Origin of the sequence: Ruania alkalisoli (assembly GCF_014960965.1) — a bacterium.
Taxonomy (GTDB): domain Bacteria; phylum Actinomycetota; class Actinomycetes; order Actinomycetales; family Beutenbergiaceae; genus Ruania; species Ruania alkalisoli.
Genome location: NZ_CP063169.1, coordinates 1710286 through 1730293 on the forward strand (window position 1 = coordinate 1710286; position 20008 = coordinate 1730293).

Below are 20008 nucleotides of genomic sequence, written 5' to 3' on the forward strand. Positions count from 1 at the left end.
TAGTCGAGTAATGAACCAGAGAACGGAGGCCGGCGTGTTCGACGGACGGGATCCGATCTACGTGCAGATCGCCGACCAGATCCGCAGCGACATCGTTGCCGGACGACTCCAGGACGGAGACCAGGTGATGTCCACCACCCAGTACGCCCAGACCTACCGCATCAACCCGGCCACAGCCGCGAAAGCGTTCACCGAGCTGGCCGGTGACGGTGTGCTCCACAAGCAACGGGGGATCGGCATGTTCGTTGCCGAGGGCGCCCGGGAGCGGCTCCGCAGTGCAAGGCGCGAGAGTTTCCTCGCCGACCGGCTCACCCCGGTGGTGCAGGAGGCCCGCGAGCTGGGTATGTCCACCGATGAGCTCCTCAACCACATCCGGAAGGTGGCACGATGAGCGGCCTGGACCAGTCTGGTCTGCCCGTCACGCTCGATGCGGTGCACCTGCGCTACGGCGCCACGACCGCTCTGGACGATCTCTCGCTGCAGATCCCGGCCGGCTCGATCACCGGTCTGCTCGGGCGGAATGGCTCGGGCAAGACGAGTGTGCTCTCCCTGCTCGGCTCCTACCGGCGCCCGACCGCCGGTTCGGTCCTGATCGGCGGCGCGGATCCGTTTGAGAACGAACGCGTGATGGAGCAGGTGTGTCTGGTGCGCGAGTCCGGCGACGTGCTGGCCGAGGAGCGCATCGGTGTCAACCTTCGCTACGCCGCCTCCGCGCGGCCCACCTGGAGCGAGGAGCTCGCGCAGTCATTGCTGGAGGTCTTCGAACTGCGACCCAAGGACCAGGTCAAGTCGCTCTCGCGCGGCAAGCGCTCGGCGCTGGGCATCGTGCTCGGCCTTGCCTCCCGTGCGCCGCTGACCATGTTGGACGAGGTTCACCTGGGGATGGACGCTCCGAGCCGGTATGCCTTCTATGAGGCACTTCTGACTGACTACGCCGAGCACCCCCGGACGTTCATCCTCTCCAGCCACCTGATCGGTGAGCTCGACAGCATGCTCGAGCACGCCGTCGTCCTCGATCGTGGGCGGCTGCTGGCCTCCACCTCGGCAGAGGAACTGCGCACTCGGGGAATGACCCTGGTCGGCCGGGCCACCGAGGTCGCCACGTTCTTGGCCGAAGCCGGGCTGCAGGTGCTCGGCGAGCGACGGCTGGGCCCGACGACCGAGGTGACCGTGGTCCGGGAGCCCGGGGCGGACCTGAGCGACCTCGAGGCGCGCGTGGCCGGGACCGGTATCGAGGTCGGGTCCATCAGCCTGCAGGACCTGTTCGTGCACATGACCGATCGATCGCAGGAGCGTCCATGAGTACCTCTCCAGGAGCCGACCTGACCGGGCTGACAGCCGGCGCCATGCGACTGGTCGGTCGCCCCGACCCATCCCTGCCGCAGTGGTGGCGAACCATGCGCTGGATGCTGGGAATGCAGGCCTACCTTGCCGCGTGGTTCTGGGGAATAATCCTCGCACTTGAGGTGCTCGTTCTGTTCGCCGTCTCCGCGGTCGGTGAGGTGTCGTTGTCCTTCCTGCAGTTCGCGGTGCACGGCGCGCTCTGGTTTCCGTTCGCGATCATGATCGGGATCGCGGGTGCGCAGATCACCACCCACGTGGCGGCGGGTATGACGCGCCGGTCCTTCAGCCGCGCCGCCCTCGGCACTGCCGCTGTTCTCGCCCTCGGCTACGGGCTGTTGCTGAGCGCCGGCATGGTGGGCGAGGGAGTCCTGTACGAGGCGATGGGATGGCCACATGTCCACGTGGCCAACGTGGCGAGCCCGGGAACCGGGGTCCTCGAGCCATGGACACACGGCTTCCTGCCCGCGTGGTTCATGTACGCCGTGCGCACCTTCTCCGGCGCCGTGGCCGGGTTGCTCGTCGGCATCGCCTACTACCGCTTCGGCGCATGGAAGGGCACCGCACTCCTCCCGCTGACAGCCCTGCCGGCACTGCTTGGGCAGGACTTCCTCGCCGATCTCATCGGGCAGGGAACGGGACTGCATCCTGTGGCCCTGGCCGCGATCAGCCTGGTGGTCCCGCTGTTGGGTGCGCTTGCCGTCGCCGCCCTCACCCGGGCAGTCCCCCTCACGACGACAGTGCGAGGCTGACATGAGCCAGACGATCATCGAGATCGAGAACCTGCACAAGCGCTACGGCGCCACCCAGGCCGTCGCCGACGTCAGCCTCGAGGTTCGGCGAGGGGAGATCTTCGGCATCCTCGGCCCCAATGGGGCCGGGAAGACAACCACTGTTGAACTGCTCGCGGGCTTGCGCCAGGCTGACGGCGGATCAATCCGGGTGCTGGGGGTCGACCCACAGCGTGATCCGGCTGCACTCCGGGAGCGGCTCGGCATCCAGCTCCAGGCGTCGAGGCTCCCTGCGAAGATCCGCGTGGTTGAGGCGCTCGAGCTCTACGCCTCCTTCTACGCTGATCCAGCAGACCCGGCTGAACTCCTCACCCAGCTCGGTCTGAGCGACAAGGCCCACACAGCCTTCGCTGCCCTGTCCGGGGGGCAGCAGCAGCGTCTGTCCATCGCACTGGCCCTGGTCGGGAACCCGGAGGTTGCCGTCCTGGACGAACTCACCACCGGCCTGGATCCGCAAGCCCGGCGCGATACATGGGCGCTGATCGAGCAGGTACGGGACCGGGGCGTGACGATCGTGCTCGTCACCCATTTCATGGATGAGGCCGAGCGGCTTGCCGACCGCCTCGCGATCATCGACAAGGGGCGCGTGGCCGTGTCGGGAACTCCGGCCGAGCTCGTCGCGGAGGGCGAGCAGGAGCGGCAGTTCCGGATGCGTCTGCCGCGGGAGGTGCCGGTGGAGCGGGCCATGGATGATCTCGCTCGACTTCCGCACGTGCACTCCGTGGCCTTGATCGCTGACGAGATCGAGATCACGGGCACCCGTCGCGCCCTACCGGCAGTCGTGCTCCATCTTGCCGAGCAGGATGTGGTGCCGGATGAGATCCGCACTATGACGCGCAGCCTGGAGGACGTGTTCGTTGAACTGACCCGCACCATGCCCGAAGGAGAGGTTGCATGACCACCACCGCAACGCGGGTTCGCCGCGTGCCGCGTGGGTTCGGGCGCCTGCTCGCCACCGAAACACGCCTGTTCGCCCGAGACCGCGGGTCGGTCTTCTTCGCCCTGGCCTTCCCGGCCCTGGTGCTGATCGGGGTCGGGCTCGTCATCCCCGGCATGGACACCGTGATCACTGAGCCTGGCCCGCTGCAGGGGTACCAGACCATCGTGGTGATGCTGCCCGCCGTGCTTGCCACCGCGATGGCCACGCCTGCCCTGACGACCCTCCCGGTGACGCTCGCGACGTACCGGGAACAGGGGATCCTGACCCGGCTCTCGACCACACCGATGCCTCCCGCCGGCGTGCTCGCGGTGCACCTGCTGATCGGTGTGGTCGCGTTCGTGGTGGCAGCGGCGGTGGCTGTGGCTCTGGCGGCTGTCGTCTTCGGTGTGCCCGCACCTGCCTCGCTCCTGGTGACCGTGCTCGGCCTGGTGCTGGGCGCCGTGGCGATCTTCGCCGTCGGCCTGGTTGTTGCCTCCCGCGCGGGCAAAGGGAGCACTGCCCAGGCGCTTGGGATGTTGCTGTACTTCCCGATGCTGTTCTTCGCCGGCTTGTGGACGCCACGGCCGATCATGCCCGACGGCGTGGCGGCTGTGGCAGCGTGGACCCCCTTGGGTGCGGCGAGCCAGGCGATCGAGGAGGGCTGGTTCACGACGGAGGTGCCGTGGCAGCAGCTCGCGGTCCTCGTGCTCTACGCGATCGTCGGACTGCTGCTCGCCCGTCGGCTGTTCCACTGGCGGTGAGTGGCTCGAGAACTGCTCCCAGCATGACGGCACCATTGCCGTGGCGCAGGGCACACTGCCTCCGAGTAGTGCTCGGGTCCTCGTATCTGGCAGAATGACCCGCTGTACTCGTAGGTGCCCGGCCCTCTCACCGGACAGCCCGCGCGTCCCGAGTCTCGCAGACCGCCTGCCCCCACGGGTTTGGTCGGCGTGCTCATCCTCACCACGAACCAGGAGTGACCACCACAGTGGCAGTCAAGATCCGACTCAAGCGCCTCGGCAAGGTCCGGGCGCCGTACTACCGCGTCGTCGTCGCTGACTCTCGTAAGAAGCGCGACGGGCGAGTCATCGAAGAGATCGGGAAGTACCACCCGACCGAGCACCCTTCCCTCATCGACATCGACGGTGAGCGGGCCCGCTACTGGCTCGGGGTCGGTGCCCAGCCGTCCGAGCAGGTGCTTGCCCTGCTCAAGGTCACCGGCGACTGGCAGACCTTCAAGGGCCTGCCGGGCGCCGAGGGCACCCTGCAGACCAAGGACGTCTCCGCAGCGGCCGCCGCCGAGGCGGTCAAGGCCGCTGAGGCCGACGCCGAGCTGCGCAAGGCCAAGGCTGCCGAGGCCAAGGCTGCCGAGGCCAAGAGTGCCGAGGCCGAGAAGTCGGCAGCGGCCGAGGAGGTCCCAGCGCAGGAGCCTGCCGCCGAAAGTGACGCCGAGCAGGCTGACGCCTGATCATGCTCGCTGACGCACTCGAACACCTGGTCCGCGGCATCGTGGACAACCCGGACGACGTGCGGGTCACCTCCAAGTCGCTCCGGCGGGGTGAGCTGCTCGAGGTTCGCGTCAACCCGAGCGACCTCGGCCGCGTGATCGGCCGGTCCGGGCGCACCGCTGGTGCCCTGCGGACGGTCGTCGGGGCACTGTCGACCGACGGGCCGGTCCGGGTGGACGTCGTGGACGTCGATCGCCGGTGACTGCGATCTCGGGCCCGCTCACGCACCAGTGCGTGGGCGGGCCCGAGGTATGTCCCGGGCCACGATTCCCGCCCGGATCCGAGGCGCACCAGATTGGAAGGTGACTGAACCCGTGAGTTCAGGTATCGACGACGCCCCCCGGCTGGTGCGAGTCGCCACAGTGGGAACCGCCCACGGCCTGCGTGGAGACGTCCGGGTCACCGTGCACACCGACGATCCGGAGGGCCGGTTCAGGGTCGGATCCTGCCTGATGACTGAACCCGAGGACCGGGGACCGTTGACGGTGGCGGCGATGCGTCATCAGCAGCAACACTGGTTCCTCCGGTTCGACGGAGTGAACGACCGGACCGCGGCCGAAGCGCTCCGGGGCCTCGAGCTGTACGCCGCGGCCGACGTGAGCGAGGACGAGGCCTGGTACCCCTTCCAGCTGGAGGGCCTGCGGGCAGAGCTGCCCGATGGCACCGCGCTGGGTGTCGTCGCCGGGGTCCAGCACCTGCCTGCTCACGATCTGATCGTCCTGGTCGAGACCAGCGGCGCCCGTACGCTCGTGCCGTTCGTCAGCGAGATCGTGCCGGAGGTTGATGTGCCCGGGGGGCGGATCGTCCTGGATCCGCCATCGGGGATGCTCGCTGACGAGGACGAGCGATGAACGGCCGGATCGACATCGTCACCATCTTCCCGGGCTATCTCGCACCGCTCGATCTCTCGCTCGTCGGCAAGGCCCGGTCCGAAGGTGTGCTCGATGTCGGTGTGCACGACCTGCGGGACTGGACGGCCGACCGTCACCGCACGGTCGATGACACCCCGTTCGGTGGCGGCGCCGGGATGGTGATGCGTCCGGACGTGTGGGGAACAGCGCTGGACGACGTCCTGCTGACCGAGGCCGACTCCCGCACGCTCGTCCTGCCCACCCCGGCGGGGGAGAGGTTCACTCAGGCGATGGCCGAGGAACTCGCACTGCTGGTGTGCGCGGGTGGGCAGATCGCATTCGCCTGCGGACGATACGAGGGTATCGATGCGCGGGTGGCCGAGCACTACGCCAACCGGGACGACGTCACCGTCCGTGAGGTCTCGATCGGCGACTACGTACTCAACGGCGGGGAAGTGGCTGCTCTCGTGATCACCGAGGCTGTGGCGCGGCTGCTGCCTGGAGTCATCGGCAACCCCCAGTCGCTGGTGGAGGAGTCCCACGGGTCGGCGGGCCTCCTGGAATACCCCGTCTACACGAAGCCGCCCACGTGGCGCGACCTCGACGTCCCGGAGGTCCTGCGTTCGGGCGACCATGGCCGGATCGGCACCTGGCGTCGTGCGCGAGCCGTCGAACGGACCGCCCGACGGCGTCCCGACCTGCTCGCCCGGCACGCCCCGCCCCGGGTGCGCGAGGCGAAGGCCATCGACGCCGAGGCAATCGCCGATGTGGCCGCCCGCACTTTCCCTCTGGCGTGCCCGCCGCACCTGAATGACGCGGATGCCGGGGCCTTCGTTGCCGAGCAGCTCGATGCGGCCGCCTTCCGCCGGTACCTTCGCTCCCGGGATCGAGACGTGCTCGTCGCCGAGGTCGCCGGGGCCGTGGTCGGCTATGCGATGCTCGTGCGCGCTCGCCCCACTGCACCGGACGTGTTGTCTGCAGTCTCGGCCGAGACCACGGCCGAGCTGAGTAAGTGCTATGTCCTGCCCGAGCATCACCGCACCCAGGTCGCTGCGGAGCTGATGGCAGGCACGCTGGAGCAGGCGAGGCAACGGGGCGTACGCGCCGTCTGGCTGGGCGTGAACCAGAGCAACGAGCGGGCTCAGCGCTTCTACCGTAAGCATGGCTTCACCCGCGTGGGCACCCGGCAGTTCACAGTCGGCAATAGCGTCGAGTCCGACTATGTGATGGAGCGCACCCTCGAGCCGTGAAGTGGGCCGTGAATTTCTCCTGCACCACTCGCTGTGGCAGACTAAGGCGGTCGCGCGTGGGTTTCGCGGCGCCTCTGCCACAGGGGAGGTGCTGATCCTCGGCCCATCAAGCGCGCCCCAGTCGATACTCGGCGGCTCCGTGCCGCCCGGACATGCGCGGGTGACCTGTGGCAGTCGCGGAAAGGCAATGATCATGAACACCCTGGACGCCGTCGACGCCACCTCGCTGCGCAGCGACATCCCCGAGTTCCGCGCCGGTGACACCCTCAAGGTGCACGTCAAGGTCGTGGAAGGCAACCGGTCCCGTATTCAGGTCTTCCAGGGCGTCGTGATCGCTCGTTCCGGAGCCGGCGTCCGTGAGACCTTCATCATCCGCAAGGTCTCCTTCGGTGTCGGCGTGGAGCGCACCTTCCCGCTGCACTCCCCGACGATCGACCACATCGAGGTCGCCAGCCGCGGTGTGGTGCGTCGTGCCAAGCTCTACTACCTGCGCGACCGCCACGGCAAGGCCGCCAAGATCCGCGAGCGTCGCGAGACTCCGTCCGCCTGACCCTTCGGTGATCGGGCGCCTGGACCGGTGCCCTTGATCGCGGGGTTCGCCCCCTCGAGGAGAACGGCGGAACATGGGCAGCGAGCACGACGCTGAGGACGCCCGGGAGGTGCGGGCGACCGAGGCAGCCGACGGCGACGACATACCGCCCCCGGAGCTGCGGGGGCGGCCGCGGAAGCGGCGTCGTCACCCGGTGGTGGCGTTCTTGCGCGAGACCGTGGTCGTGCTCGTCTCGGCACTCGTGCTGTCCGTGGTCATCAAGACCTTTCTCGCGCAGGCGTTCTACATCCCGAGCGAGTCGATGGAGCACACGCTCGAGGTGGGTGACCGGCTGGTCGTCAACAAGCTCACGCCCGGCCCGTTCGACCTGGAGCACGGCGATATCGTCGTGTTCCTCGATCCAGGTGGGTGGCTGAGTTCGGTTCCGCCGGACGATCCGAACGCGGTCGAGCAGGTACTGACGTGGATCGGGGTGTTGCCCGAGCACGCCGACGAGCACGTCATCAAGCGGGTCATCGGCTTGCCGGGAGATCACGTGGTGTGCTGCACCGATCAGGGGCAGATCACGGTCAACGGTCAGCCCATCGCCGAGCCGTACGTCGCCGACGGGGCCGCGCCGAGCGACGTCGAGTTCGACGTGGTCGTCCCGGAGGGTCACCTGTACGTGCTCGGCGACAACCGGCCGCACTCGAAGGACTCGCGCTACAACGGAGGGTCGGTGGGCGGCGGGTTCGTACCCGTGCGTAATGTGGTGGGAACCGCGTTCGTGATCACCTGGCCCCTGGACCGCATCACATGGCTGACCGACCCCGACGAGACCTTCGCCGACGTTCCCGACCCGTCGTGACTTCCCAGCCACCCGGGAGACAGTTGGAGCGTGAACTTCTCGCCACCACGGCTCTGGTGGCCGGGATGGACGAGGTCGGCCGTGGAGCCCTCGCGGGCCCGGTCTCGGTGGGCGTGGCCGTCGTGGACGCGACGACCGGACGAATTCCCGCCGGGCTACGCGACTCCAAGCTTCTGCGCCCGCACGTACGGGAGAAGTTGGTGGCCCCGATCCAGCGGTGGGCTGTGGCCAGTGCCATCGGCCACGCCGAGCCCGAGGAGATCGACCGGATCGGCATCATCGCCGCGTTGCGGCTGGCCGGGTCGCGGGCACTGGCCACGCTGGCCGAGCGCGGGATCGAGCCCGGAGTGGTGATCCTCGACGGCTCGCACGACTGGCTGACGACCCCGGCTCATCTACCTCTGCCGGAGCGTCCCGCACCGCCGGTGCGCACCCAGGTCAAGGCCGACCTTCGTTGTGCGGTCGTCGCGGCAGCGAGCGTGCTCGCGAAAGTGGAGCGCGACGCCTTGCTTGTGGAGGCGCACGAGCGTTACCCCGCCTACGGGTGGGCGGGCAACAAGGGGTACTCGGCCCCGGAGCACCTGGAGGCGCTGGCCACCCACGGAGCGTGTGCGTGGCACCGGCGCAGCTGGTCCCTTCCCACGGGGCAGCGCCCGGTAGCCCAGACGCTGCCGTTGGATGCCCTGGCGACGCCGTCTGCACGTCCGGGCGGGCTCTCAGACGTGCCGCCGGAAGCGTCCGGACCGGCGGAGAGTGCATGATGGTCTCGTGAGCAGTGAGGACCTGGAGAACTACGAGACCGACATGGAGCTCGCGCTCTATCGCGAGTACCGGGACGTCGTCGGGCTCTTCTCCTATGTGGTGGAGACCGAGCGGCGCTTCTACCTGGCCAACCACGTTGATCTGCAGGTGCGATCGGCCGGTGGTGAGGTCTTCTTCGAACTGACCCTGGGCGATGCCTGGGTCTGGGATGTCTATCGCTCGGCGCGGTTCGTGAAGTCGGTACGGGTCGTCACCTTCAAGGACGTCAACGTCGAGGAGCTCGCGAAGCCGGATCTGGAGTTGCCGGGCTGACGTCCCGGCGTCACGTCGTCCACAACCCCCTCCTGTGTCCCCGGCACCGGGGAACGCCGACCACCACTGTGTCCGGCAGGAGGTGGTTGCCATGGCGGCGAAGGATGACGTCGGACGAGCCGGCGAAGAGCTGGCAGCGGCATGGCTCGCACGTGCGGGCCTGGAGGTGCTGGACCGGAACTGGCGGTGCCGGCTGGGTGAGATCGATCTGGTGGCCCGGGACGGTGACGATCTCGTGATCGTCGAGGTCAAGGCCCGGCGCACGCTGGCCTTCGGCCATCCAGCCGAGGCGGTCACGACGGCGAAGCTGCAGCGGTTGCGGCGCCTCGCCGCCCATTGGGCCGCCGACCACGAGATCCGCGCCAGCGGACTGCGCATCGATGTCCTCGCGATCTGGTGTCCCGACGGGGCACGGGCGCGAGTGCAGCACCTGCGCGGGGTGGGCTGATGACGGTCGGGACTACGTTCTCCGTTGCTCTTGTCGGGCTCACCGGTCACCCGGTGGAGGTGGAGTCGATGCTCACTCCCGGCCTGCCGCATGTCCAGGTGATCGGACTGCCGGATGCCTCGGTGGGGGAGTCGCGCGAGCGGGTGCGAGCCGCCGTCGTGGCCTGCGGGCTGACCTGGCCGATGAGCCGACTGGTGATCAGCTTGCGCCCCGCGTCGCTGCCGAAGACCGGGTCCGTGCACGATCTTGCGATCGCTGTCGCCGCGCTGGTCTCGGCCGGTCAGGTGCCTGCAGGAGTCGTCCGGGGCCGTGTACACCTGGGTGAGCTCGGCCTCGACGGACGGGTGCACCCGGTCACTGGGATACTGCCGGCCGTGGCGACTGCCGTCGAGCACGGTCGTCATGAGGTGGTGGTGCCTGAGGGCAACGCCGCCGAGGCGCGGTTGGTCCCTGGGGCGCGCGTGACGTCGGTGGCGCATCTGGGTCAATTGGCCGAGCAGTACGGCGTCGGCGCCGTCGCCGCCCCCGCTCAGTTGCCGCGTGCACCACGTCCTCCGGCGCCAGCTCCGGCTCCGGAGCCCGATCTCGCCGACGTCATCGGTCAGCCGGAGGCGCGCCAAGCGCTCGAGGTCGCGGCCGCCGGTGGGCATCACCTGCTGATGGTCGGCCCGCCGGGAGCTGGTAAGACGATGCTCGCCTCCCGGCTCCCTGGCCTGCTGCCAGACCTGACCGAGCCGGAAGCCGTCGAGGTGACCTCGGTGCATTCGGTGGCGGGTACCTACGACCCGGCGACCGGGCTGATGCGTCGTCCGCCGTTCGAGGATCCGCACCACACGGCCACCCAGGTCGCACTGGTCGGCGGAGGCAGCGGGCTTCCTCGGCCCGGTGCGATCTCTCGTGCCCACCGGGGCGTGCTCTTCCTGGACGAGGCTCCCGAGTTTCGCAGCCAGGCCCTGGAGAGCCTGCGGCAGCCGCTGGAGAGCGGTCACCTGGTGGTCGCCCGGGCTCGAGGCACCGCACGGTTTCCGGCCAGGTTCCAGCTGGTGCTGGCGGCGAATCCCTGCCCGTGCGGCCGGGCCAGCGGACGCGGGCAGGAGTGCACGTGCAGCCCCATGGCGCAGCGCCGTTACGCCGCGCGGCTGTCCGGACCGCTGCTGGATCGGATCGACATCCAGCTCGGGGTCGGTGCTGTGACGCGTGCCGACCTGCTGGCTGCCGAGCCGGGGGAACCCAGCCGGGTGGTCGCCGAGCGGGTGCGCCGCGCCCGGCGTCGGCAGGCCCAGCGGTGGCGGCGGCAGGGCTGGCGCATCAACGCCGAGGTCCCGGGAAAGGAGTTGCGGGAACGTACCCGGGCAGCCGACCCGCGTGCACTGGCACCGTTGGAGCAGGCACTCGAACGGGGCGCCCTGACGCTGCGGGGGTTGGACCGGATCGTCAGGGTCGCGTGGACGCTGGCCGACCTGGCCGGGAGTGAACACCCTGGGCAGGACGAGATCGGAGCAGCCCTGGCGTTGCGGATGCGGGGTAGTCATGGGTGAGCAAAGGAGCACGGCGTCCAATGAGGAGGTTCTCGCGCGGATCGCGTGGAGCCGTCTCACCGAGCCGCGGGACAGGGCGGCGGGCCTTCTCCTGGCCACTCTCGGAGCCGTCGAGGCGCTGCACTGGCTCGATCGTGCCCGCCAGCCCATCGACCGGGCCGGGGCGCTGGCTGAGGTGTCCGGGATCGACCCCGAGGTCGATGCGAAGGCTTGGAGTCGAGCGGTCGCCCGCTGGGCTCCCCGCCTGCGCGACCTCGACCCGCGGCGGGAGCTTCAGGTCATCACCCGCCTCGGCGGATCAGTGCTGATTCCCGGCGATCCAGCGTGGCCGCCGGGTCTGGACGATCTTGGTCCAGAAGCACCACACTGCCTCTGGACCCGGGGAGATCCGGCGCTGCTGGCGATGCCCGCGGTCGCCGTCGTCGGCTCGCGTGCGAGCACGGCCTACGGAAACCACGTGTCCGCCGAGCTGGTCGCCGGCCTCGTCGACGGGGGCCGGGCAGTCGTCTCCGGCGGTGCCTTCGGCATCGACGCGACGGCGCACCGCGCCACCTTGGCTGTGCACGGCACTCCTGTCGCGGTGATGGCTGGTGGACTCGACCGGTTCTACCCTGCCGCCAACGCCGCGATGCTCACTCAGGTGGCACAGGAGGGCGTGGTGGTCAGCGAGGCTCCTCCCGGGACCGCTCCGATGCGCCAGCGATTCCTCTCGCGCAATCGCCTGATCGCGGCTCTCGCCGGCGCGACAGTCGTGGTTGAGGCCTCGTGGCGATCCGGTGCTCTGAGCACCGCGCATCACGCCCTGACCATCGGCCGGCCGCTTGCGGCCGTCCCGGGTCCGATCACCTCGGCTGCATCGGCCGGGTGTCACCGGCTGCTTCGGGAAGGGGCCGAGTGCGTCACCGCGGCCTCGGAGGTGCTCCAGCTACTCGCTCCACTGGGTAGCGTGGCGGAGCAGGTACGGGATGTACCCGCCGGGCTGCTCGACGATCTCGACCAGGGCCAGGCTCAGGTACTCGACGCCCTGCCCGTTCGGGCTGCGGTCGATGAGAGCGCGCTGGTGCGTGCTAGCGGCCTGTCGCAGGCGCAGGTTCGGTCGGCACTCGGCTACCTGGAACTGGCCGGCCGTGTGCGGCGCGACGGCCCGCGATGGCGGCGAGCCGGCTCATGAGTGGTGCTTCACCGGGAGCGGTCGCGAGCCGCTGCCGCTGCCGGGGTGGCCTCAGTGCAAGAGTGGGACCATGGCAGTTCACGAGCGTGACCGGATCCCGCAGCGCCCGGGTGACGCACGCCTGCTCGACGCGTTCGAGGCAGCGTTGGTGGCTCAGCGCGGACACTCCGAGCACACGGTGCGTGCCTACCTCGCGGACCTGCGGTCCCTGCTGACGGTCCTGCCACCGCGCACGGATGTCGAGCCGGAGACCACCGACCTGTCCGATCTGGACCTGAGTGCTTTGCGCGGATGGCTCGCCGGGCAGTCCTCTCGGGGCCTGGCACGGGCGACGCTGGCCCGTCGCGCGGCCGCGGCTCGCGCCTTCACCGCATGGGCTCGCCGGGCCGGCCATCTGGATGTCGACCCTGGTCTTCGCCTGCAGGCGCCACGGCCCGACTCGACGATCCCCGAAGTGCTCGAGATCGGCGAAGCTGCGGCCGTGCTCGATCTCGCCCGGTCCCGCACCTGCACCGAGGACGGGCAGACCGACCCGGTGGCGGTACGTGACTGGTGCGTGCTTGAGCTGCTGTATGCCACCGGGGTGCGAGTCGCGGAGCTGGTCGGTCTCGATATCGGCGATGTCAACCACCATGACCGTCTCGTCCGGGTGCTGGGCAAGGGTGGGAAGGAGCGGATGGTCCCGTTCGGCGTTCCTGCTGGCCGTGCGCTCGACGCCTGGTCCCAGGTGCGCCAGGAGTGGCCCGTCCAGGGGCCTGACGCCGGCGCCGCCCTGTTCCTGGGGCTGCGCGGGGCACGCCTGGGGTCGCGTCAGGTCCGCGACCTCGTGCACCGAACCACTGCTGCGGCGGGCGTACGAGACCTTGCTCCCCACGGCCTCCGACACTCCGCGGCGACCCATCTGCTGGCTGGGGGTTCCGACCTGCGTTCGGTACAGGAAGTACTTGGCCACGCCTCCTTGTCGACCACGCAGCGGTACACACACATCTCCGCTGAGCGGCTCCGGTCGGCCTTCAGCCAGGCGCACCCGCGTGCCTGATCCCGGTCATCGGACCGGGTACAGCCGGATCTGGACGGGCGTGAGCAGCTGCATCGGATCGAGGTAGACGCCAGCGGCGTTGCGTAAACCCCAGTGCAGGCAACCGGAGCAATGCCCGCCGGTGGCGAGTGATCCGATCGGCTCGCCCACCCCGACGAGGTCCCCAGCCTGGACTTCCGGACGGACCGGCTCGTAGGTGGTCCGCAGGCCGCCCGGATGCTCGATCACCACCAACGGCCGGTCGACCACGACACCGGCGAAGGTGACCTCCCCGGAACCGGCCGCATGCACTCTGGTGCCGGTTGCGGCGGCGATATCGACACCCCGGTGACCGGCCGCCCACGGGGCCGGGGGAGGTTCGAATCCGTTGACAATGGTGTCGGCACGGTCCGGTGGTGGTGGCACGAGCGGCCATGTCCAGGTTCCTGGTGGTGACAGCTCGCTGGTGACCCGATCAGTGGCCGGGACGGCGTAACCCGAGTCTGCGTTCACTGTCACCACACAGATGAGTGTCAGTACGCACGCCAGCATCAGCCGCAGGACCGGCCGGTGCCGCCCGGCGCGCTGCGGCAGCGCCCTCGGCGTAGTGGATGCGGACGAGGCGGTGGCTGCCGCTCGGGCCGGGAGGCCGGGAGTCGTCTGAACGTCAGGCGCCGGGGGGACGGAGCTGGTGAGCATGATGCCCAGCACATCGCCCTGGCGAGGTGTCGCTCAGGTTCCCGGGGGAGGGCTGTGGATCATCGATCATCCGGACAGCGGCGATGATCTGTGTTCGCGGGCGATCGGGTATCATCAGACCCGCAGGTGGTGCGCCCTCGGGCAAATCACCTGACATCGCGCGCTCACTCACCGGCCCGGCCGGGGTCCGCGGTGCGAGGTCCGGAGCGATCCGGTGCCCGCGGCCGTGAGCACCAGGAATACCAGCTCCCTCCATACGTGGCGGCTGCTGGAGAAGACAACCGAGATCGTGCCCGGTTCTCCGGGCACCCGACGCGTAGGCATGCCCTGCGTCAGGAAGGACGAGCCATGGCCGTCGTCACCATGCGCCAGCTCCTCGAGAGCGGCGTCCACTTCGGGCACCAGACCCGCCGGTGGAACCCCAAGATGAAGCGCTTCATCTTCACTGAGCGCAACGGCATCTACATCATCGACCTGCAGCAGTCATTGCAGGACATCGACCGGGCGTACGAGTTCGTGAAGGAAACGGTCGCGCACGGCGGCACGATCCTGTTCGTCGGGACGAAGAAGCAGGCCCAAGAGGCGGTTGCCGAGCAGGCCACCCGCGTGGGAATGCCCTATGTCAACCAGCGTTGGCTGGGCGGCATGCTGACCAACTTCGGAACCGTCAGCAAGCGGCTGTCCCGGCTGAAGGAGCTGGAGGAGGTCGACTTCGACGATGTCGCCTCGAGCGCCTTCACCAAGAAGGAACTGCTGATGCAGCGCCGCGAGCGTGACAAGCTCGCCCGCACCCTCGGTGGTATCCGCGACATGGCCAAGTTGCCCTCTGCCGTGTGGATCGTCGACACCAAGAAGGAGCACCTCGCCGTCGCCGAGGCGCGCAAGCTCAACATCCCGATCGTCGCCATCCTGGACACCAACTGTGATCCGGACGAGGTCGACTACCCGATCCCGGGCAACGACGACGCGATCCGCGCGGTCACCTTGCTCACCCGGGTGATCGCCGACGGTGCCGCCGAAGGCCTCGTGGCCCGCCATGGTGGGGGCAGTGCGAACGCCCCGGCCGATGCAGAGCCGCTCGCCGAGTGGGAGCGAGAGCTGCTCGCCGCTGACGAGTCCGCCAGCACCGGTGGTGAGTCAGGGACAGCAACGGCCGATTCCTCGGCTGCTGGCGCGGAAGCGCCGACCACCGAGGCACCGACCACCGAGGCCGACGTGGCTGACGCCGAGGCGGCATCCCCCGTAGCCGAGGCTGCTGAGGTTCCGGCTGCTGAGACTGCTGAGGTTCCGGCTGCTGAGGCCGCTGAGGTTCCCGCCGCCGACACCGCGGACGTGCCTGACACCGACGAGCCTGCCGGCGACAACGCCCAGGCCTGAGACGACCGAGAAGATCTCAGAGAGGATCATTCATGGCGAACTACACCGCCGCTGACATCAAGACCCTCCGTGAGCGCACCGGCGCCGGAATGCTCGACGTCAAGAAGGCCCTGGACGAGGCGGACGGCGACCTCGACAAGGCGCAGGAGATCATTCGCGTCAAGGGCCTCAAGGGCGTCAGTAAGCGTGAGGGCCGATCGGCCTCGGACGGCCTCGTCGCCGTCAAGATCGTCGACGACGCCCAGGGACAGGTCGGCGTGCTGGTCGAGGTGAACTCCGAGACCGACTTCGTCGCCAAGAACGACGTCTTCGTCAACCTCGCCGAGCGAGTGGTCTCCACGGCGCTCGAGTCCGGTGCAACCGACGCCGAGCAGGCGCTCGCCGCCGAGACCGATGGTCGTCCGCTGTCCGCCGCGGTGGACGACACGGCGGCGACCCTCGGCGAGAAGGTCGTCGTGCGCCGGGTCGCTCGCCTCAGCGGAGCGAAGGTGACCGAGTACCTGCACCGCACCAACAAGGACCTTCCCCCGCAGGTCGGTGTGCTGGTCGCCTCTGACGAGGCCGGTGCCGAGGTGGCGCGCGACGTTGCGATGCACATCGCCGCGTTCTCTCCCACCTTCCTCAGTCGCGACGACGTTCCGGCCGACAAGGTCGCGGACGAGCGGCGCATCGCGGAGGAGACTGCTCGCAACGAAGGTAAGCCGGAGCAGGCGCTGCCGAAGATCATCGAGGGCCGTCTGAATGGCTTCTTCAAGGAGGTCGCGCTGCTCGACCAGCCGTTTGCGAAGGACCCGAAGAAGACTGTGGGGCAGATCGTCTCGGAGGCCGGCGGCACCATCACCGGATTCGCACGCTTCCGCGTCGGTTCCTGATCGCAGCCGACCATGAGTTGTGGCCCCGCCCCGGCACGGGTCGGGGCCACACCCATGTCTGCCCGCGGGCAGGCTCGTCGTACCATCACCCCTGAGGCCGGTCTCACCCGGCTCCCGACCCGGACCTTCGGAGGAGACAATTCGATGAGTACCACCAGCCACCCCCGGCGCGTCCTGCTCAAACTCTCCGGCGAGGTATTCGGCGGGGGGTCGGTCGGACTCGACCCAGCGGTCGTGAGTACGGTCGCGACTGAGATCGCCGATGCCGCCCGTGCCGGAGTCCAGGTGGCAATCGTGGTAGGCGGAGGCAACTTCTTCCGGGGAGCCGAGCTTTCCCAGAGTGGCATGGACCGTGCCCGCGCTGACTACATGGGCATGCTCGGGACTGTCATGAACTGCCTCGCCTTGCAGGACTTCCTGGAGAAGGCCGGTGTCACCACCCGTGTGCAGACCGCGATCACGATGGGTCAGGTTGCTGAGCCCTACATTCCGCTGCGAGCCATCCGGCATCTGGAGAAGGGGCGGGTCGTGATCTTCGGTGCCGGTGCCGGAATGCCTTACTTCTCCACCGACACTGTCGCGATTCAGCGGGCCCTGGAGACCCACTGCGAGGAGGTCCTCGTCGGCAAGAACGGGGTCGACGGGGTCTACACCGCGGATCCGCGGCTCGACTCCGGTGCCGTCCGGATCGAGGAGTTGACATTCGACCAGGCCATCCAGCAGGACCTGCGGGTGGTCGACTCCACGGCTCTGGCTCTGTGCCGTGACAACCAGCTCACCATGCGCGTGTTCGGGATGAACGAACCCGGCAACGTCGCAGGCGCGCTCAAGGGTGAGAAGATCGGAACGATCGTGACGTCGCACCCGCGGCCCACTGAGCCAGCCCAGTCCCAGCACACCAAGGAGCAAGAGTGATCGACGAGACCCTCCTCGAGGCCGAGGAGAAGATGGAGAAGGCCGTGGATGTCGCCCGCGAGGATCTCGCAGGCATCCGCACCGGGCGGGCGAACGCCGGGATGTTCGCCAAGATCGAGGTCGACTACTACGGGGCGCCCACGCCGCTGCAGCAGCTCGCCTCCGTCACGATCCCCGAGGCGCGTACCGTTCTGATCGGCCCCTATGACAAGAGCGCGATGAGTGCTGTCGAGAAGGCACTGCGCGAGTCGGACCTGGGCGTCAACCCCAGCAACGACGGCAACGTCATCCGCGTGGTGCTGCCACAGCTGACCGAGGAGCGACGTCGCGACTACGTCAAGCTGGCGAAGACGAAGGGGGAGGAGGCGCGCGTCTCGGTGCGCAACATCCGGCGCCGCGCCAAGGAAGAGCTCGACCGCATCGCCAAGGACGGTGAGGCCGGCGAGGACGAGGTGAACCGTGCTCAGGGTGAACTCGATGCCCTCACGAAGAAGCACACTGAGCTGATCGATTCGCTCCTTGCCGGCAAGGAGAAGGAACTGCTCGAGGTCTGACGCGTGCCCCACTCTTCCACGCCCCAGGTGCCGGGGGATCACCCGCCGGTGCAGACGCGGCGTGCTGTGCGGCGTGCCGAACGTGCTGCCCAGCTCGAGGTCGAGCTCGCGGCGGCGACGTCGGTGCGGCGCGCGCGCCGCACGGCGCAGACCGGACAGGTACCGCTGGGCACTGTCGAGCTGCCCGCCGAGAGGGCCATTGATCCCGAACCGCGGGTCTTGCTCTCCGAGCCGGAACCGGAGGGCCAGCGGACCTCGCGGGCCGGGCGTAACCTGCCTGTCGCGATCGGGGTGGGGATCGGCCTGGGAGCCGTCCTCGTGCTCTCGCTCTTCCTGCGTAAGGAGGTCTTCCTCGGCCTGGCTGTGGTTGCCTGCGGGATGGCCCTGTGGGAGCTCGACCGGGCGCTGCGGATCCGGGACGTACGGCTGCCACTGCTGCCGTTGTTCGTCGGTACCGTCGGCATGCTCGTCACGGCCTATACCGCGGGCATCGAGGCGTTGCTGGTGGCATTCCTACTCACCTCCGGCGGCGTCTTCGTCTGGCGCGTGCTCGACGGTGGCGGAGTGGTGGCGCTGCGGGAGGCGACCACCGGTATCTTCGCCGCCGCCTATATCCCGTTCCTGGCTGGTTTCCTCACGATCATGCTCTCGGCCGAGGACGGACCGTGGCGGGTCCTGCTGGTGATCGCTCTGGTCGTGTCCAACGATGTCGGCGGCTACACCGCGGGCGTACTGTTCGGACGCCACCCGATGGCGCCCACGGTGAGCCCGAAGAAGTCCTGGGAAGGTGCCGCGGGCTCGCTCGTGCTGGCGGTCGCCGTCGGCGTGACGATGAGCGTGCTCGCACTGGATCTTGCCTGGTGGGCCGGAATGATCCTCGCGATCGGCGCCGTGGCGGGCGCCACGATGGGTGACCTGGCGGAGTCGCTGCTCAAGCGTGATCTCGGCGTCAAGGACATGGGTACCCTCCTGCCTGGTCACGGAGGTGTCCTGGATCGGGTGGACTCGATCTTGCTCGCCAGTCCGGTCGTGTTCGCAATCCTGCTCGTGCTCGCGCCCACCTGAGCGGCGGCGTGGCTGCCACCTGTTCGCACTCTGGGAGGATGGAACATCATGACGTCGCAACCCCCGTCTCAGACCCAGGTCCTCCCGCACCACGATCGTGGTGCCGGTGACCGCCCGCAACTGTCTTTCGCTGTCCCGCGGCGGGGTAAGCCACCCCGTCACCTGGCCGACCTCGGTCTCGCCGAACGCGCCGAGGTCCTGCGTGAAGCGGGGCAGCCTGCCTACCGCGCCAAGCAGTTGTCCACGCACTACTTCTCCCGCCTCACCCGCGACCCGGAGGCGATGACCGATATCCCCGCCGGCCAGCGCCATGAGCTGGCCGACCTGCTTCTCCCGGAGCTGCTCACCGAGCACCGCCGGCTGGAGGCTGACGGCGGATCGACCGTGAAGATGCTCTGGAGCCTCTTCGACGGGGTCAAGGTCGAGTCTGTTCTCATGGGGTACACCGGCCGTGCCCCCCGTGCCACCCTGTGCGTGTCCAGCCAGGCCGGGTGCGGGATGGCCTGCCCGTTCTGCGCCACCGGGCAGCAGGGCCTGACGCGCAATCTGTCCACTGCCGAGATCATCGAGCAGGTGCGCGCGGCCGCCGTCAGCTGTCGTGACGGCGAAGTTCCCGGGGTCGAGCGCCTCACCAACGTCGTCTTCATGGGGATGGGGGAGCCGCTGGCCAACTACAAGACGGTGATCGCCGCGGTGCAGCGGATGGTCGAGCCTGCGCCTGAAGGGATGGGGCTCTCCGCGCGGCACATCACTGTCTCCACGGTCGGTCTGGTCCCGGCGATCCGAAAGCTCACGGACGTCGGCATCCCGGTCACGCTCGCTCTGTCCCTACACGCACCCGACGACGAGTTGCGCTCCCAGCTCGTCCCGATCAACACTCGCTGGTCCGTCGGTGAAGCACTCGACGCTGCGAAGGCGTACTTCGACGCCACCGGCCGGCGGGTGAGTATCGAATATGCCCTGATCAAGGACATGAACGACCACGCTTGGCGTGCGGATCTGCTCGCCACCGAGCTGTTGCGTCGCGGTCGCGGATGGGTGCACGTCAACCCGATCCCGCTCAATCCCACCCCGGGTTCGATCTGGACGGCGAGCGAAAAGCACGTCGAGGACGAGTTCGTGGCACGCTTGCGCTCGGCGGGGATCCCGACAACTGTTCGGGACACTCGCGGCAGCGACATCGACGGCGCATGCGGTCAGCTCGCCGCCCAGGACTGACC

General features: G+C 68.8%; 24 protein-coding genes. 23 read left to right on the top strand and 1 reads right to left on the bottom strand.

The window, feature by feature from the left end; all coding sequences use genetic code 11:
* Window positions 1-10 precede the first annotated feature (10 nt).
* From IM660_RS07420 to IM660_RS07500, 17 genes are all read left to right on the top strand, one after another.
* The gene (locus IM660_RS07420; RefSeq protein WP_343072081.1) at window positions 11-391 is read left to right on the top strand and encodes a GntR family transcriptional regulator; all 381 of its coding nucleotides are present in this window, start codon (window positions 11-13) and stop codon (window positions 389-391) included.
* Window positions 388-1302 (top strand): ATP-binding cassette domain-containing protein, encoded by a 915-nt coding sequence (locus IM660_RS07425; RefSeq protein WP_193498708.1) that lies wholly within the window; start codon window positions 388-390, stop codon window positions 1300-1302. The genes IM660_RS07420 and IM660_RS07425 overlap by 4 nt, the downstream gene beginning before the upstream one ends.
* Window positions 1299-2093: a hypothetical protein gene (locus IM660_RS07430; RefSeq protein ID WP_193498709.1), complete on the top strand. Its 795-nt coding sequence runs from the start codon at window positions 1299-1301 to the stop codon at window positions 2091-2093. Before IM660_RS07425 ends, IM660_RS07430 begins: the two co-directional genes overlap by 4 nt.
* Window position 2094: 1 nt before the next feature.
* Window positions 2095-3030: an ABC transporter ATP-binding protein gene (locus IM660_RS07435; RefSeq protein ID WP_193498710.1), complete on the top strand. Its 936-nt coding sequence runs from the start codon at window positions 2095-2097 to the stop codon at window positions 3028-3030.
* Window positions 3027-3812, top strand: a complete 786-nt coding sequence (locus IM660_RS07440) for an ABC transporter permease (RefSeq protein ID WP_193498711.1) — start codon at window positions 3027-3029, stop codon at window positions 3810-3812. Before IM660_RS07435 ends, IM660_RS07440 begins: the two co-directional genes overlap by 4 nt.
* A gap of 227 nt (window positions 3813-4039) precedes the next feature.
* Window positions 4040-4519, top strand: coding sequence for a 30S ribosomal protein S16 (gene rpsP, locus IM660_RS07445; RefSeq protein WP_193499282.1), 480 nt, complete (start codon window positions 4040-4042; stop codon window positions 4517-4519).
* Window positions 4520-4521: 2 nt separating this feature from the next.
* Window positions 4522-4761 (top strand): RNA-binding protein, encoded by a 240-nt coding sequence (locus IM660_RS07450; RefSeq protein ID WP_193498712.1) that lies wholly within the window; start codon window positions 4522-4524, stop codon window positions 4759-4761.
* Between the two features lie 112 nt (window positions 4762-4873).
* Window positions 4874-5410, top strand: a complete 537-nt coding sequence (gene rimM, locus IM660_RS07455; RefSeq protein WP_246465195.1) for a ribosome maturation factor RimM — start codon at window positions 4874-4876, stop codon at window positions 5408-5410.
* Window positions 5407-6660, top strand: a complete 1254-nt coding sequence (gene trmD / locus IM660_RS19920; protein ID WP_193498714.1) for a tRNA (guanosine(37)-N1)-methyltransferase TrmD — start codon at window positions 5407-5409, stop codon at window positions 6658-6660. Before rimM ends, trmD begins: the two co-directional genes overlap by 4 nt.
* A gap of 193 nt (window positions 6661-6853) precedes the next feature.
* A complete protein-coding gene (gene rplS, locus IM660_RS07465; RefSeq protein ID WP_193498715.1) occupies window positions 6854-7210 on the top strand; it encodes a 50S ribosomal protein L19 in 357 nt (118 codons plus the stop codon).
* A 73-nt stretch (window positions 7211-7283) separates the two neighbouring features.
* Window positions 7284-8057, top strand: a complete 774-nt coding sequence (gene lepB, locus IM660_RS07470; RefSeq protein ID WP_193498716.1) for a signal peptidase I — start codon at window positions 7284-7286, stop codon at window positions 8055-8057.
* On the top strand, window positions 8054-8818 hold the full coding sequence (locus tag IM660_RS07475; protein WP_343072085.1) for a ribonuclease HII: 765 nt from the start codon (window positions 8054-8056) through the stop codon (window positions 8816-8818). Before lepB ends, IM660_RS07475 begins: the two co-directional genes overlap by 4 nt.
* Before the next feature lie 7 nt (window positions 8819-8825).
* A complete protein-coding gene (locus IM660_RS07480; protein ID WP_159621795.1) occupies window positions 8826-9131 on the top strand; it encodes a DUF2469 domain-containing protein in 306 nt (101 codons plus the stop codon).
* 91 nt (window positions 9132-9222) lie between these two features.
* Window positions 9223-9579 (top strand): YraN family protein, encoded by a 357-nt coding sequence (locus tag IM660_RS07485; protein ID WP_193498718.1) that lies wholly within the window; start codon window positions 9223-9225, stop codon window positions 9577-9579.
* The gene (locus tag IM660_RS07490; RefSeq protein WP_193498719.1) at window positions 9579-11117 is read left to right on the top strand and encodes a YifB family Mg chelatase-like AAA ATPase; all 1539 of its coding nucleotides are present in this window, start codon (window positions 9579-9581) and stop codon (window positions 11115-11117) included. The genes IM660_RS07485 and IM660_RS07490 overlap by 1 nt, the downstream gene beginning before the upstream one ends.
* Window positions 11110-12288 carry a DNA-processing protein DprA gene (dprA, locus tag IM660_RS07495; RefSeq protein WP_193498720.1) on the top strand — a complete coding sequence of 393 codons (1179 nt, stop codon included), beginning with the start codon at window positions 11110-11112 and terminating at the stop codon, window positions 12286-12288. The genes IM660_RS07490 and dprA overlap by 8 nt, the downstream gene beginning before the upstream one ends.
* Before the next feature lie 70 nt (window positions 12289-12358).
* Window positions 12359-13327 (top strand): tyrosine-type recombinase/integrase, encoded by a 969-nt coding sequence (locus tag IM660_RS07500; RefSeq protein ID WP_193498721.1) that lies wholly within the window; start codon window positions 12359-12361, stop codon window positions 13325-13327.
* 6 nt (window positions 13328-13333) lie between these two features.
* Here IM660_RS07500 and IM660_RS07505 read toward each other — a convergent pair whose 3' ends face one another.
* Window positions 13334-13828 (bottom strand): M23 family metallopeptidase, encoded by a 495-nt coding sequence (locus IM660_RS07505; RefSeq protein WP_210769092.1) that lies wholly within the window; start codon window positions 13826-13828, stop codon window positions 13334-13336.
* Window positions 13829-14353: 525 nt separating this feature from the next.
* Between IM660_RS07505 and rpsB the strand changes: the two genes are divergently transcribed.
* The 6 genes from rpsB (at window position 14354) to rlmN (ending at window position 20006) form a co-directional block, all read left to right on the top strand.
* Window positions 14354-15382, top strand: a complete 1029-nt coding sequence (gene rpsB / locus IM660_RS07510) for a 30S ribosomal protein S2 (protein ID WP_193498722.1) — start codon at window positions 14354-14356, stop codon at window positions 15380-15382.
* Between the two features lie 32 nt (window positions 15383-15414).
* The gene (gene tsf / locus IM660_RS07515) at window positions 15415-16254 is read left to right on the top strand and encodes a translation elongation factor Ts (protein ID WP_193498723.1); all 840 of its coding nucleotides are present in this window, start codon (window positions 15415-15417) and stop codon (window positions 16252-16254) included.
* Window positions 16255-16398: 144 nt separating this feature from the next.
* Window positions 16399-17169, top strand: a complete 771-nt coding sequence (gene pyrH, locus IM660_RS07520; protein WP_193498724.1) for a UMP kinase — start codon at window positions 16399-16401, stop codon at window positions 17167-17169.
* On the top strand, window positions 17166-17723 hold the full coding sequence (frr, locus tag IM660_RS07525) for a ribosome recycling factor (RefSeq protein WP_193498725.1): 558 nt from the start codon (window positions 17166-17168) through the stop codon (window positions 17721-17723). Before pyrH ends, frr begins: the two co-directional genes overlap by 4 nt.
* 3 nt (window positions 17724-17726) lie before the next feature.
* Window positions 17727-18788 carry a phosphatidate cytidylyltransferase gene (locus IM660_RS07530; RefSeq protein ID WP_343072088.1) on the top strand — a complete coding sequence of 354 codons (1062 nt, stop codon included), beginning with the start codon at window positions 17727-17729 and terminating at the stop codon, window positions 18786-18788.
* Between the two features lie 48 nt (window positions 18789-18836).
* The gene (gene rlmN, locus IM660_RS07535) at window positions 18837-20006 is read left to right on the top strand and encodes a dual-specificity RNA methyltransferase RlmN (RefSeq protein ID WP_193498726.1); all 1170 of its coding nucleotides are present in this window, start codon (window positions 18837-18839) and stop codon (window positions 20004-20006) included.
* Window positions 20007-20008 lie beyond the last annotated feature (2 nt).